Below are 12609 nucleotides of genomic sequence, written 5' to 3'. Positions count from 1 at the left end.
ATGTTGTCATCTTTCTTCCGCCGGGTGGTCGCAACGGCTCCCCGAGGAGCCGCGCGATGAGCACCTTCACCAATCCCCTCAAGCAACGCTTCACCGAGTCGGGCACGCTGTTCGGCCTGTGGCTCTCGCTCGGCAGCGCGGACGCGGCGGAAGCGCTCGCGCACGCCGGCTTCGACTGGTTGTGCATCGACATGGAGCACTCGGCGAACGACAGCCGCGATGTCACGGACCAGTTGCGCGCCATTGCCGCCGCGCATTTGCCGAGCGAACCGATCGTGCGCGTGCCCGCGGCCGAAGGCTGGCTCGTCAAGCGCGTGCTCGATGCGGGCGCGCGCACGCTGATGTTTCCCAGCGTCGAATCGGCGGAAGCGGCGGCACGCATCGTGCGGCTCACGCAGTATCCGACCGCCGACTTGCGCGACGGCCTGCGCGGCGCGGCCGGCGCGGTGCGCGCGGCAGCTTATGGCATGCGCCGCGACTACATGACCACGGCCAACGCGCAAATCGCGACGATCGTGCAGATCGAATCGGCGGCGGCGCTCGAAGCGGTCGATGCGATCGCGGCGACGCCGGGCGTCGATTGCCTGTTCATCGGCCCCGCCGATCTCGCGGCGAGCCTCGGCCGTCTCGGTGACGTGAAGCATCCCGATGTGCAGTCGGCGATCGTGAAGATCGTCGATGCGGCGAAGCGCGCGGGCATCGCGAGCGGCATCTTCGCACTCGACTCGGCGAGCGCGCGGCAATACGCGCAGGCGGGCATCAAGGTGATCGCGCTGGCGTCGGATGCGATGTGGCTGTTGAAGGCGACGCGGCAGGCGTTGCAGGAGGCTCGGACATGAACAAGGGATTGCGACGGGGCGCGATGGCGGCGTCGATGGCGCTCGTCGTGGGGGTCAGCGGCGCGGGTCAGGCGCAGACGCAACTCAAGTCGACCGATCTCGCCACGCAAAACGCCGTCGCCGATTACAACGCCGGGAATCTCGTCGCGGCGCGCTCGGAGTTCCGTCGCGCGGCGCAGAAGGGCAGTCGTCTCGCCGAGTTCAACTACGCGATGATGCTGCTGAACGGCGAAGGCGGCGCCGCCGACATCGACGAGGGCAAGCAGTGGCTGCGCCGTGCCGCCGACGCGAACATGACGCACGCGCAGTACGTCTACGGCAAGATGTACGACGACGGCCAGTTCGTCGAGAAGGACCCGGTCGAGGCGCATCGCTGGTTCTTGCGGGCCGCGAACCAGGGGCATGTGCAGGCGGAACTGGCCCTCGCGAACCAGTTCCTCGACGGTCGCGGCACGCCGCGCGACAACACGCAGGCGTTCGCCTGGTACAAGAAAGCGGCGCAAGGCGGCGACATGACCGCGCAATATGTGGCCGGTTCGTTTTACGAGCGCGGCGGCGATGGCGTTGAGCGCAATCTGAACGTCGCGCGTGCGTACTACGCGGCGGCGGCGGCGCAGGGCGATCCGGCCGCGAAGCTCAAGTATCTCCAGTTGAGCGCGGAACTCGAGCGCAGCAAGCCGCAATAGGGCGCGCCGCTGGAAGTAAAAAGGCCGTTCCGGGATTGCTCCGGAACGGCCTTTGTCATCGTGGCTGCAGCGAAAGGATCAACTCTGCATCAAGCGCTTCTGTCGCGCCACGCTCATGATCAGGCCGACGGCAACGCCGAGCGTCGTCAACGCCGTGCCACCGTAACTCATGAACGGCAGCGGCACGCCGACCACCGGCAAGATCCCGCTCACCATCCCGATATTGACGAACGCATAGGTGAAGAACGCGAGCGTCAGCGATCCCGCCAGCAGTCGCCCGAACATCGTCGAGCCGTTCGCCGCGATAAATAGCCCGCGCGCGATCAGCGCCATGTAGAGGAAGAGCAGCACGAGCCCGCCCGCGAGCCCGAATTCCTCGGAGAACACCGCGAAGATGAAGTCAGTATGCTTTTCCGGGATGAATTCGAGGTGAGCCTGCGTGCCTTTAAGCCAGCCCTTGCCGAGCGTGCCGCCGGAACCGATCGCGATCACCGCCTGGATCGTGTGGAAACCCTTGCCGAGCGGATCGGACGTCGGGTCGAGCAGCGTGCAGATGCGGTGCTTCTGGTAATCGTGCATCAGCGGCCAGTTCACTTCCGGCTGGCAGATCCGGTCCTGGAACACGGCCACGCACGCGACCATGACGATTCCCGCCGCCAGCACCGGCACCAGCAGCTTGAAACTCAAGCCCGCGAAGTAGATGACGAAAAAACCCGCCGCGAACACCAGCACGGCGGTGCCGAGGTCGGGCTGCTTCGCGATCAGACCGACCGGCACGATCAGGATCAGGAAGCCGACGATGTAATCCCACCAGCGGACCTGCCCTTCGCGCCGCTGGTAGTACCAAGCGAGCATCAGTGGCATCGCGATCTTCATGATTTCCGACGGCTGGATCACGACGCCGACGTTCAGCCACCGCTTCGCGCCCTTGCGCGTGAGTCCGAACGTCGCGACCGCGATGAGCAACGCGACGCCGAAGGTATAGAGCGGCACGGCGAAACGCATGAGCGTCGGCGGCGGGATATTGGCGAGAATCCACATCAGGCCGAAGGTCAGCATGATGTTGCGCAGTTGATCTTCCACCCGGCCAGGCACGTCGAGGCTCGCGCTGTACAGCGTCACGATGCCGACGCACAGCAACAAGAACACGATCAGCGCGAGCGGGCGGTCGAAGCCGGCGAACATGCGTTTTGCCCGGTCGATCCAGGCGCGCTTGTCGAATTGCATCCTGTTCTCCCTTTATTCGTCGATGCCGCCCGAAGGCGTCAAGGTTTGGACGGTGTCGCGGCTGTCGTTGCGCGGGATGGCTGGCGTCGGGGCGCCAGCCGGACCTTTCGGCTCACGCTTGCGGTTAGGCGCGCCCGCCGTGGCCGACGCCGCGGCGGGCGCTGACGCAGCGCGTGCCATCGGAGCCGATGCTGGCTTTGAACCTGCGACGACCCGCGATGCCGCCCGGCCGGGCACGGCCGCGGGCGAAGACGCAGGCACGGCCTTGTTGGCCGGCGTCGCTGCCGAGGCCGCCAACGCGCGTTCGACGGGCGACGGCACGCCGCCGACAGGCGTCCCCGCGTCTTCCGTCGCCGATGCAGCCGCCGCCACGGCGGCTGCTTGCGCACCCGGCTTAAGACGGTCGACGAGGTAGTAATCGAGCGCCTTGCGCGCGATCGGACCCGCCGATTCCGCGCCCCAGCCACCGTTTTCGACGATCAGCGCGAGCGCGATCTTCGGTTGTTCGGCCGGCGCGAACGCGATAAAGAGCGCGTGGTCGCGCAAATGTTCGGCGAGCGCGTGGCCCTTGTAGTTCGCGCCCTGCAGCGAATAGACCTGCGCCGTGCCGGTTTTGCCCGCCGCGACATACGGCGCGCCGATGAAGAGCTTCGACGCCGTTCCGTTCGTCACGACGCCTTCCATCGCGCGCTTGATCACGTCGATGTCCTGCTGGCGCACGGCGATCTTGTCGCTCGGATCGCGCACTGTGGCGTGCATGTCCTTCGTGATCGGATTCTCGATGTCGCGCACGAGGTGCGGCTTCATGACCACGCCGTTGTTCGCGAGCGTCGCGGTCGCGTGGGCGAGCTGGAGAATCGTGAACGAGTTGTAGCCCTGGCCGATGCCGAGGCTGATCGTCTCGCCTTCGTACCAGCGTTGCTGCTCGGGCTTGCGGTACGCCTTGCGCTTCCATTCGGTCGACGGAAGGATGCCGCGCGCCTCGCCCGAAATGTCGATGCCCGTAATCTGGCCGAAGCCCCACGGCTTCATGAAGCCGGCCATCGCGTTCACGCCGAGATCGCGCGCGAGCATGTAGAAATACGTGTCGTTCGACACGACGATCGCGCGGTTCATGTCGACCCAGCCCTGGCCCGAGCGCACGTCGTTACGGAACGTGTGTCCGCCGAACGTGAAGTACCCCGGATCCTGGAAGCCCCAGCCGGGGGTGCGCTTCTTCAGCGTGAGCGCCGCGAGCGCCATGAACGGCTTGTAAGTCGAACCCGGCGGATAAGTGCCATGCAGCGGACGATTCAGCAGCGGGTGCTCGGGCGAATTGTTGAGCGTGTCCCAGGTCTGCTGGTCGATGCCGTCGACAAACGAATTCGGGTCGAAGCTCGGCGCCGAGACGAACGCGAGGACGTCGCCGGTGGCCGGTTCGATCGCGACCAGCGCGCCTTTCTTGCCCGCGAACGCTTGCTCGGCGACCTGCTGCAAGCCGATATCCAGCGACAGTACTAGATTGTTGCCGGGCGTCGCCTGCGTGCGCGACATCGTGCGCACCGGCCGGCCGCCCGCCGTCACTTCGACTTCCTCGAAGCCGGTCAGGCCGTGCAGCTCGGTTTCATAACTTTGCTCGACGCCGATCTTGCCGACGTAGTCGGTGCCCTTGTAGTTGTTCGCGTCGAGACGCGGATCGTAATGTTCCGAGTCGGCGTCGTTCTGGTCGCTGGCATTGTCGATGCGCTCCTGGTCGCGCTGCGAAATCCGCCCGATATAGCCGATTACGTGCGCGGCCGTCGGCCCGAGCGGGTATTGGCGGAACAGGCGCGCGCGCACTTCGACGCCGGGAAAGCGATAACGCTGCGCGGTGAAGCGCGCGACTTCCTCGTCGGTCAGGCGGGTGCGGATCGGCAGGCTCTCGAAGTTCTTGGAGTCCTCGAGCAGCTTTTTGAAGCGCCGGCGATCGCGTGCGTCGATGGGAATGACTTGCGCGAGATTGTCGATTTCCTCGTCGAGCGTGCCGTTGATTTTCGACGGTGTGATTTCGAGCGTGTAAGCCGAGTAGTTTTTCGCGAGGACGATGCCGTTACGGTCGGTGATGATGCCGCGGTTCGGCACGATCGGCGCGACCGAAATGCGGTTTTCGTTCGCTTGCAGCGAGTACTTGCTGAAGTGCCAGACCTGGAGGTACAGGAAGCGCAGGCCGATCAGTCCGAAGCAGATGAACACGAACAGTCCCGCCGCCGCGACACGCAGGCGGAACTTCGACAACAACTGTTCGGCGTTCTTGATTTCGGTCATGCAAATGTCGCGTCAATCCGCGATTTCAGTGTAGCTGCGGCGCGTGCGAGTCGTTGGCGACGCGTTGCCGTGTTCAGATGGGACGCGTGTCGTCGGGGTCGGCGGCGCGCCGCTGGGGTATCAGAAGGAGGACGCTCGCGACCGGCCACAGCAGTGCTTCGACAAAGCCGTCGATCAGATAGCCCCAGCCGGGGAACGCGGCGCCAGTCAGGAGGCGGATCATGAACGGCACGATTTGCGCGCCGACCAGCAACGGCGCGACGACGAACGTCTGCACCGGCAGCGACATCCACAGCACGCGACGATGAATCGTGATCGCGCCATACGAGAGCAGCGTATACGCGAGCGCGTGCTCGCCAAGCAGGCTGGCGTTATGCACGTCCATCAGGAGGCCCAGCATGAACGCGATGCCCATCCCCACCTTGCGCGGCTGGTGGACGTTCCAGAACAGCAGCACGACCGCGACGAAATCCGGGACGGCGAACAGGCGTCCCCACGGCATCAGGTTCAGCAAAAACGCGGCGGCCAGGCTGAACGTGATGAAGTACGGATTGACCGGCTGCAGGATGTATTGCGGACGGTTCATGGCTGCACTCCGGATGCGGGCCGGGGGAGATGCGCCTTCCTGTTCCTGTGCGGGGTGGCTGTGGATGCGGGCTTGGCAGGCGCGGCCTGCGCCGCGGAGGCGGGCGTCGCGGGCTTTGCCGCGGCCGGAGCGGTTGCAGCGGCGGAACTAGCCGGCGCCGCCGCCGATGCGGCGCTTCCGGCGGCCGGAGCCGCGGCCTTCTGGGCGCCCTTGCCCTTTTTGCCCTTGGTTTCCTTCGCTTCTTTCGCAGCCGCAGCAGCTTCGAGTTCGACTGGATTGGGTGGCACGTTCACGTTGTAATGCAGCACGAGCAACTGTCGCGCGCCACGCACCGGCGCGACCGGCAGACAGACGACGCGCGCAAACGCCGTATCGGCCTGCCTGTCGACGCGTACGACTTTCGCCACCGCGAGCCCTGGCGGATAGATGCCGTCGAGTCCGCTCGTCACGAGTTCGTCGCCGGCCTGGACGTCGGCGCTGATCGGCACGAAGCGCAGGTCGAGCGTGTCGCCCTTCGGCGTGCCGTAGATCACGCTGCGCAAACCGGTGCGCACGATCTGAACCGGTACCGCCTGATCCTTGTCGGTCAGCAGCGTAACTTCGGATTGCAGCGGAAACACGCGCGTGACCTGGCCGATGACGCCGTCTTCGTTGACGACCGGCGCGCCATCCTGGATGCCCTGTTGCGCGCCCTTGCCGATCACGACCTTTTGCGTGAACGGATCGCGCGTGTCGTATTGCAGCTCGGCCGGCGTGGTCTGGGTCGTGGCGCGTTCCTGCAGTTGCAGGAGCGCCCGCAGATGCGAGTTTTCGATGCTCAGTTGCGCGGCGTCGCCGGCCTTGATGGAAAGCTGGAGGTTCTTGTCGGCGAGTTTCTGGTTCTCGCTGCGCAAGGTTGCGCTGGTGATCGCGAGATCAGTCGCGCCCATGAAGATGTCGCGCGGCACGAGTGCGGCGCGTTGCAATGGATAAAGGCCCGCGCCAAGCACGCCGCGAACGATTTCGAGCGTGTTGAAGCGGGCATCGGAAATGAGCAGCGCGATTGCGAGCACCACGAAGAAGATCAGCCGCGCGAGCGCAGACGGGCCTTGCTTGAAAAGTGGCGGCGGACTGTATTCCATGGTCGGCGCCGAGGGCGTGAGCGGTGGATCAATGCTGCAGGCACGAGGCTTGTGGCCGGACCTGCGCTACGCTGTTTTTCGACCACGGCCCGGTCAGGGCCGGGCCGGGCGAGCGTCGCGATGACGCGGATGCTGCTCAGTGCGGCGGGCGCGAGAAGAATACGCGCCCCGACGACTTTACTCGTAGGAGAAGATGCTGCCGAGCTTGTCCATGCGCTCGAGCGCCATGCCGGAACCCCGCACGACGCACGTCAGCGGATCTTCCGCGACGAGGACTGGCAGGCCGGTTTCTTCGGCGAGCAGGCGGTCGAGGTCGCGCAGCAAAGCGCCGCCGCCGGTGAGCATCATGCCGCGTTCGGCGATGTCGGCGCCGAGTTCCGGCGGAGTCTGTTCCAGCGCGATCTTCACCGACGACACGATCTGGTTCAACGGATCGGTCAGCGCTTCGAGGATTTCGTTGCTGGAAATGGTGAAGCTGCGCGGAATGCCTTCGGAGAGATTGCGGCCCTTGACTTCCATCTCCTTGACTTCGGAGCCGGGGAACGCCGAGCCGATTTCCTTCTTGATGGCTTCGGCCGTTTGTTCGCCGATCAGCATGCCGTAGTTGCGACGGATGTAGTTGACGATGGCTTCGTCGAACTTGTCGCCGCCGACGCGCACCGAGCCCTTGTACACGATGCCGCCGAGCGAGATCACGCCGACTTCCGTCGTGCCGCCGCCGATGTCGACGACCATCGAGCCGGTCGCTTCCGACACCGGCAGGCCCGCGCCGATCGCAGCAGCCATCGGTTCTTCGATCAGGTAAACCTGCGAGGCGCCTGCGCCGTGCGCAGCTTCCTTGATCGCGCGGCGTTCGACTTGCGTGGAACCGCACGGCACGCAGATGATGATGCGCGGCGAAGGCGAGAACATCCGCGATTCGTGCGCCGTCTTGATGAACTGCTTGATCATCTGCTCGGTGACGGTGAAGTCGGCGATCACGCCGTCCTTCATCGGGCGGATCGCCTCGATGTTGCCGGGCACCTTGCCGAGCATCTGTTTCGCTTCCTTGCCGACCGCCTGAATGGTCTTCTTGCCGTTGGGGCCGCCTTCCTGGCGGATGGATACAACGGACGGCTCGTCGAGCACGATGCCCTTGCCGCGCATATAAATCAGCGTGTTGGCGGTACCGAGATCAATCGCGAGGTCGTTGGAGAAGTAGCTGCGCAAAAAACCGAACATTCAAAAATCCTGTCTCGCTGGGAGCCGTGCCTCGCTTCGAGCGTCTGGGACGGCAGCGGAAAAAATAACAGTTTGCCGGGGGCGAGAAGGTTCGCCGCGAACCGCAAAACTGCGAAGAAATCTACCGGAGGATGCGAACGGACCAAGCAAACGTTTCTCGAAAAAGTTGAATCGGGGAGAAGGCCGCTGGTTAGTCGATCCGGATTTAGGTCGAACGCGTAATGATACCTTATAATTTTGGAGTATCCATAGGAATTGGACGGTACTTTTTGCCGTCATCAGACCCGTTTTCATGGTCGCTTCCAGTGATGTAACTCCCTGTCGCAACGAATGTTTTCTCTTTCGTGACAGTTCAAGCTTTCTCCGGTGAACGAATGTCCTTGACCCTGACCGATGTAACACGCATTGCGCACCTGGCGCGTCTCGAATTGCCCGCGCAAGAGGCCGCACCGACGCTCGCGCGCCTGAACGATTTCTTCGGGCTCGTCGAGCAGATGCAGGCTGTCGACACGGCCGGTATCGAGCCGCTCGCGCATCCGATCGAGCAGATCGAAGCGGTCGCGTTGCGTCTGCGCGACGACGCAGTGACAGAGCGCGTAAATCGCGAAGAGTTCCAGCGTTCCGCGCCCGCCGTGCAGGAGGGGCTCTTTCTCGTGCCCAAGGTGATCGAATAAAGGGGCTCGCCGGCCGCTTGTCTTGAAAGTCCCGGCGCGCGTCATGCACGACGCCGCGCCCATCAGGAAACCGCAATGCATCAGAAAAGTTTGACCGAACTGCGCGCGGCGCTCGACACGAAGGAAATCTCCGCCGTCGAACTCGCGCAGGTGTATCTCCAGCGCATCGACGCCGCGAAGGATCTGAACGCGTTCATCAGTGTCGATCGCGATCTCACGCTCGCGCAGGCGAAGGCCGCCGACGCATTGCTCGCTCAAGGCAATGCGGGCGCGCTCACCGGCCTGCCGATCGCGCACAAGGATGTGTTCGTCACGCGCGGCTGGGCGTCGACGGCCGGTTCGAGGATGCTCGAAAACTACGCGAGCCCGTTCGATGCGACCGTCGTCGATCGTTTGGGCAAGGCCGGCATGGTCTGCCTCGGCAAGACCAACATGGACGAATTCGCGATGGGTTCGTCGAACGAGAATTCGTATTTCGGCGCCGTGAAGAATCCGTGGGACCTGAAGGCGGTGCCGGGCGGATCGTCGGGCGGTTCGGCGGCGGCGGTGGCCGCGCGCCTCGCGCCCGCCGCGACCGGCACCGACACCGGCGGCTCGATCCGCCAGCCCGCTTCGTTCACCGGCATCACCGGCATCAAGCCGACCTACGGGCGCGTGTCGCGCTACGGGATGATCGCGTTCGCGTCGTCGCTGGATCAGGGCGGGCCGATGGCGCAAACCGCCACCGATTGCGCGACGCTGCTGAACGCGATCGCGTCGTTCGACGAACGCGATTCCACCAGCCTGCAACGCGAGGACGAAGACTACACGCGTTATCTTGGCCAGCGCTGGTCCGGCGACGATGCCGCGAAGCCGCTCACCGGTTTGCGCATCGGCATGCCCAAGGAGTACTTCGGCCCGGGTCTTGCCGCCGACGTGCGCGCTGCCATCGACGCCGCCCTGAAGCAATACGAAGCGCTCGGCGCGACGCTCGTCGACGTGTCGCTGCCCAAGACCGAGCTTTCGATTCCCGTGTACTACATCATCGCGCCGGCGGAGGCTTCGTCGAACCTGTCGCGTTTCGACGGCGTGCGCTACGGGCATCGTGCAGCCCAGTACACTGACCTGCTCGACATGTACAAGAAGTCGCGCGCCGAAGGCTTTGGCCCGGAAGTGAAGCGCCGCATCCTGGTCGGCACGTACGTGCTGTCGCATGGCTACTACGACGCGTACTACCTGCAGGCGCAGAAAATCCGCCGCATCATCGCGCAGGACTTCCAGGAAGCGTTCAGCCACTGCGACGTGATCATGGGACCCGTCGCGCCGACGGTCGCGTGGAACCTCGGTGAGAAGGCCGACGATCCGGTCCAGATGTATCTCGCCGACATCTACACGTTGTCCACGAGCCTCGCGGGCCTGCCCGGCATGAGCATTCCGTGCGGTTTTGGCGCTGGCGCGAACGCGAACCGGCCGGTCGGCTTGCAGATCGTCGGCAACTATTTCAACGAAGCCCGGATGCTCCAGGTTGCCGACGCGTTCCAGCGCGCGACCGACTGGCACCGTCAAGCACCGGCGGGAGTATGAGCATGCAGTGGGAAGTCGTAATCGGTCTCGAGACGCACGCGCAGTTGTCGACCGTCTCCAAGATTTTCTCCGGCGCGGCCACGCAATTCGGCGCCGAGCCGAACACGCAGGCGTGCCCTGTCGATCTCGCGCTGCCGGGCGTTTTGCCGGTGATGAATCGCGGCGCCGTCGAGCGCGCGATCCGCCTCGGTCTCGCGATCGGCGCGCATGTCGCGCCGCGCAGCGTCTTTGCGCGTAAGAACTACTTTTATCCGGACCTGCCGAAGGGTTATCAGATCAGCCAGTACGAGATTCCGGTCGTGCAGGGCGGCACGTTGACGATCCAGGTTCCGGCCAACGAGAAGTCCGGCAAGGAAGCGTACGAGAAGACGATCAACCTGACGCGCGCCCACCTCGAAGAGGACGCCGGCAAGTCGCTCCACGAAGATTTCGCGGGCATGACCGGCATCGACCTGAACCGCGCCGGCACGCCGCTGCTCGAAATCGTCACCGAGCCGGAAATGCGCAGCGCAGCCGAGGCGGTCGCGTATGCGAAAGCATTGCACGGGCTCGTGGTGTGGCTCGGCATCTGCGACGGCAACATGCAGGAAGGATCGTTTCGCTGCGACGCGAACGTCTCGGTGCGGCCGGTCGGGCAGGTGGAATTCGGCACGCGCGCCGAGATCAAGAACCTGAATTCGTTCCGCTTCCTCGAAGAAGCGATCCAGTACGAAGTGCGCCGCCAGATCGAGCTGATCGAGGATGGCGGCACCGTCGTGCAGGAAACACGGCTCTACGATCCGGACAAGCGCGAAACGCGTTCGATGCGCAGCAAGGAAGACGCGCACGATTACCGCTATTTCCCCGATCCGGATTTGATGCCGCTGGTTATCGATCACGCGTGGGTCGCGCGTGTGAAGGACGCGATGCCCGAACTGCCCGAAGCGATGCAGACGCGCTTTGGCGAGCAATATGGCCTCACGCGGTACGACGCAGCGGGCCTGACTTCGTCGAAGGCGATGGCGGCTTACTTCGAAGCGCTGGTCGAGAAGGCCGGCGCCGCGCAGGCGAAGGTCGCCGCGAACTGGCTGATGGGCGACGTCTCCGCGCAACTGAACCGCGAGTCGATCGATGTCGCCGAATCGCCGGTTTCCGCTGCGCAACTCGCACTGATCCTGCAGCGCATCGCGGACGGCACGATCTCGAACAAGATCGCGAAGGACATCTTCCAGGCGATCTGGGATGAAAAGGCCACAGACGAAGCCGCCGCCGACCGCATCATCGAGGCGAAGGGTTTGAAGCAGATTTCGGATACCGGCGCGCTCGAAGCGATCATCGACGAAGTGCTCGCGGCGAATCAGAAGTCGGTCGAGGAATTCCGGGCGGGCAAGGAGAAGGCGTTCAACGCGCTGATCGGCCAGGCGATGAAGGCGACCAAGGGCCGGGCGAATCCGCAGCAGGTCAACGAGCTTTTGAAGAAGAAACTATCCTGATAGCCTTCACAGGCTTTGGGACGAACGGGCTGCTGCCGGTCTAGCTTGGCAGCAGCCCGTTTTCATTTGGAGCACGACGTGGCAAAAAAACCCGAACTCGACGATTTCCTCGTGCCGTTCTTCGATGGCGGAAAAAAGCTCAAGCCCTTCGACCTGAAATCGGTCGACTCTTCCGCCAAGCCGTTATCGCGCGGATCGAAAGAAGAGGATCGAACGCGGTTGTCGGAAGTCGGCGTGCTGCTCGACGAGTTGCAGGAGAAGCTTCATGCGCAACATCGCCAGCGCGTGCTGCTCGTGCTGCAGGGCATGGACACGAGCGGCAAGGACGGCACGATCCGCGCGGTGTTTCATGATGTCGATCCGCTCGGCTTGCGGATCGTGCCGTTCAGGGCGCCCTCCGAGCGCGAGGCCGCGCACGACTTCCTCTGGCGCGTCCACGCGCAGGCGCCGATGGCCGGCGAGTTGTGCGTGTTCAACCGCAGCCACTACGAAGACGTGCTTGTGCCGCGCGTGCTGAAGCTGATCGACGATGAAGAATGCGAGCGCCGCTACCGGCATATTCGCGAGTTCGAAGCGCTGCTCGCGGACAGCGGAACGGCAATCGTCAAATGCTTCCTGCACATCTCGAAGGACGAGCAGCGCCAGCGTTTGCAAGCCCGCATCGATGATCCGACCAAGCACTGGAAATTCGATGTGTCCGATCTCGAAGCACGCAAGCAGTGGGACGACTATCAGAGCGCGTATTCGGTGGCGCTCGGCGCGACCTCGACTGAATACGCGCCGTGGTACATGATTCCCGGCGATTCGAAGACCCATCGCAATCTGATGATCGCCGAGTTGTTGCTGCGGACGCTTCAGGGGCTGAAGCTCGAATTTCCGCCAGCGAAGGAATCGCTGAAGGGCGTCAAGGTCGAGTGAGCGGGGCGAGCGGAATCTT

General features: G+C 64.1%; 11 protein-coding genes. 6 read left to right on the top strand and 5 right to left on the bottom strand.

The window, feature by feature from the left end:
* The first annotated feature begins 56 nt into the window (after window positions 1–56).
* Window positions 57–839, top strand: a complete 783-nt coding sequence (locus tag AWB68_RS03010) for an HpcH/HpaI aldolase family protein (protein WP_087642876.1) — start codon at window positions 57–59, stop codon at window positions 837–839.
* Between the two features lie 35 nt (window positions 840–874).
* A complete protein-coding gene (locus AWB68_RS03005; protein WP_374729549.1) occupies window positions 875–1525 on the top strand; it encodes a tetratricopeptide repeat protein in 651 nt (216 codons plus the stop codon).
* Between the two features lie 78 nt (window positions 1526–1603).
* Here AWB68_RS03005 and rodA read toward each other — a convergent pair whose 3' ends face one another.
* From rodA to AWB68_RS02980, 5 genes are all read right to left on the bottom strand, one after another.
* The gene (gene rodA, locus AWB68_RS03000) at window positions 1604–2752 is read right to left on the bottom strand and encodes a rod shape-determining protein RodA (RefSeq protein WP_087642874.1); all 1149 of its coding nucleotides are present in this window, start codon (window positions 2750–2752) and stop codon (window positions 1604–1606) included.
* A gap of 12 nt (window positions 2753–2764) precedes the next feature.
* Window positions 2765–5035, bottom strand: a complete 2271-nt coding sequence (mrdA, locus tag AWB68_RS02995) for a penicillin-binding protein 2 (protein ID WP_087642873.1) — start codon at window positions 5033–5035, stop codon at window positions 2765–2767.
* 73 nt (window positions 5036–5108) lie between these two features.
* Window positions 5109–5621, bottom strand: coding sequence for a rod shape-determining protein MreD (gene mreD, locus AWB68_RS02990; RefSeq protein ID WP_087642872.1), 513 nt, complete (start codon window positions 5619–5621; stop codon window positions 5109–5111).
* A complete protein-coding gene (mreC, locus tag AWB68_RS02985; protein WP_087642871.1) occupies window positions 5618–6742 on the bottom strand; it encodes a rod shape-determining protein MreC in 1125 nt (374 codons plus the stop codon). Before mreC ends, mreD begins: the two co-directional genes overlap by 4 nt.
* 177 nt (window positions 6743–6919) lie before the next feature.
* Window positions 6920–7963, bottom strand: a complete 1044-nt coding sequence (locus tag AWB68_RS02980) for a rod shape-determining protein (RefSeq protein ID WP_004189550.1) — start codon at window positions 7961–7963, stop codon at window positions 6920–6922.
* Between the two features lie 374 nt (window positions 7964–8337).
* Between AWB68_RS02980 and gatC the strand changes: the two genes are divergently transcribed.
* From gatC to AWB68_RS02960, 4 genes are all read left to right on the top strand, one after another.
* Window positions 8338–8637, top strand: a complete 300-nt coding sequence (gene gatC / locus AWB68_RS02975; RefSeq protein WP_087642870.1) for an Asp-tRNA(Asn)/Glu-tRNA(Gln) amidotransferase subunit GatC — start codon at window positions 8338–8340, stop codon at window positions 8635–8637.
* A 75-nt stretch (window positions 8638–8712) separates the two neighbouring features.
* Window positions 8713–10200: an Asp-tRNA(Asn)/Glu-tRNA(Gln) amidotransferase subunit GatA gene (gene gatA / locus AWB68_RS02970; protein ID WP_087642869.1), complete on the top strand. Its 1488-nt coding sequence runs from the start codon at window positions 8713–8715 to the stop codon at window positions 10198–10200.
* Window positions 10197–11672, top strand: a complete 1476-nt coding sequence (gene gatB, locus AWB68_RS02965) for an Asp-tRNA(Asn)/Glu-tRNA(Gln) amidotransferase subunit GatB (protein WP_087642868.1) — start codon at window positions 10197–10199, stop codon at window positions 11670–11672. The genes gatA and gatB overlap by 4 nt, the downstream gene beginning before the upstream one ends.
* A 78-nt stretch (window positions 11673–11750) precedes the next feature.
* Window positions 11751–12590, top strand: coding sequence for a PPK2 family polyphosphate kinase (locus AWB68_RS02960; protein WP_087642867.1), 840 nt, complete (start codon window positions 11751–11753; stop codon window positions 12588–12590).
* Window positions 12591–12609 lie beyond the last annotated feature (19 nt).

The sequence above is a fragment of the Caballeronia choica genome (assembly GCF_001544535.1).
Lineage (GTDB): Bacteria > Pseudomonadota > Gammaproteobacteria > Burkholderiales > Burkholderiaceae > Caballeronia > Caballeronia choica.
The sequence above is the reverse complement of the archived record's forward strand: the minus strand, read 5'-3'. Positions and strand labels throughout refer to the sequence as shown.

What these genes read in the sequence shown, in the direction of transcription:
- AWB68_RS02980 (WP_004189550.1), bottom strand. Translation starts at nt 7,963, where the DNA reads ATGTTCGGTTTTTTGCGCAGCTACTTCTCCAACGACCTCGCGATTGAT.
- rodA (WP_087642874.1), bottom strand. Translation starts at nt 2,752, where the DNA reads ATGCAATTCGACAAGCGCGCCTGGATCGACCGGGCAAAACGCATGTTC.
- AWB68_RS03005 (WP_374729549.1), top strand. Translation starts at nt 875, where the DNA reads ATGGCGCTCGTCGTGGGGGTCAGCGGCGCGGGTCAGGCGCAGACGCAA.
- mrdA (WP_087642873.1), bottom strand. Translation starts at nt 5,035, where the DNA reads ATGACCGAAATCAAGAACGCCGAACAGTTGTTGTCGAAGTTCCGCCTG.
- gatB (WP_087642868.1), top strand. Translation starts at nt 10,197, where the DNA reads ATGAGCATGCAGTGGGAAGTCGTAATCGGTCTCGAGACGCACGCGCAG.
- AWB68_RS03010 (WP_087642876.1), top strand. Translation starts at nt 57, where the DNA reads ATGAGCACCTTCACCAATCCCCTCAAGCAACGCTTCACCGAGTCGGGC.
- gatC (WP_087642870.1), top strand. Translation starts at nt 8,338, where the DNA reads ATGTCCTTGACCCTGACCGATGTAACACGCATTGCGCACCTGGCGCGT.
- gatA (WP_087642869.1), top strand. Translation starts at nt 8,713, where the DNA reads ATGCATCAGAAAAGTTTGACCGAACTGCGCGCGGCGCTCGACACGAAG.
- mreD (WP_087642872.1), bottom strand. Translation starts at nt 5,621, where the DNA reads ATGAACCGTCCGCAATACATCCTGCAGCCGGTCAATCCGTACTTCATC.
- mreC (WP_087642871.1), bottom strand. Translation starts at nt 6,742, where the DNA reads ATGGAATACAGTCCGCCGCCACTTTTCAAGCAAGGCCCGTCTGCGCTC.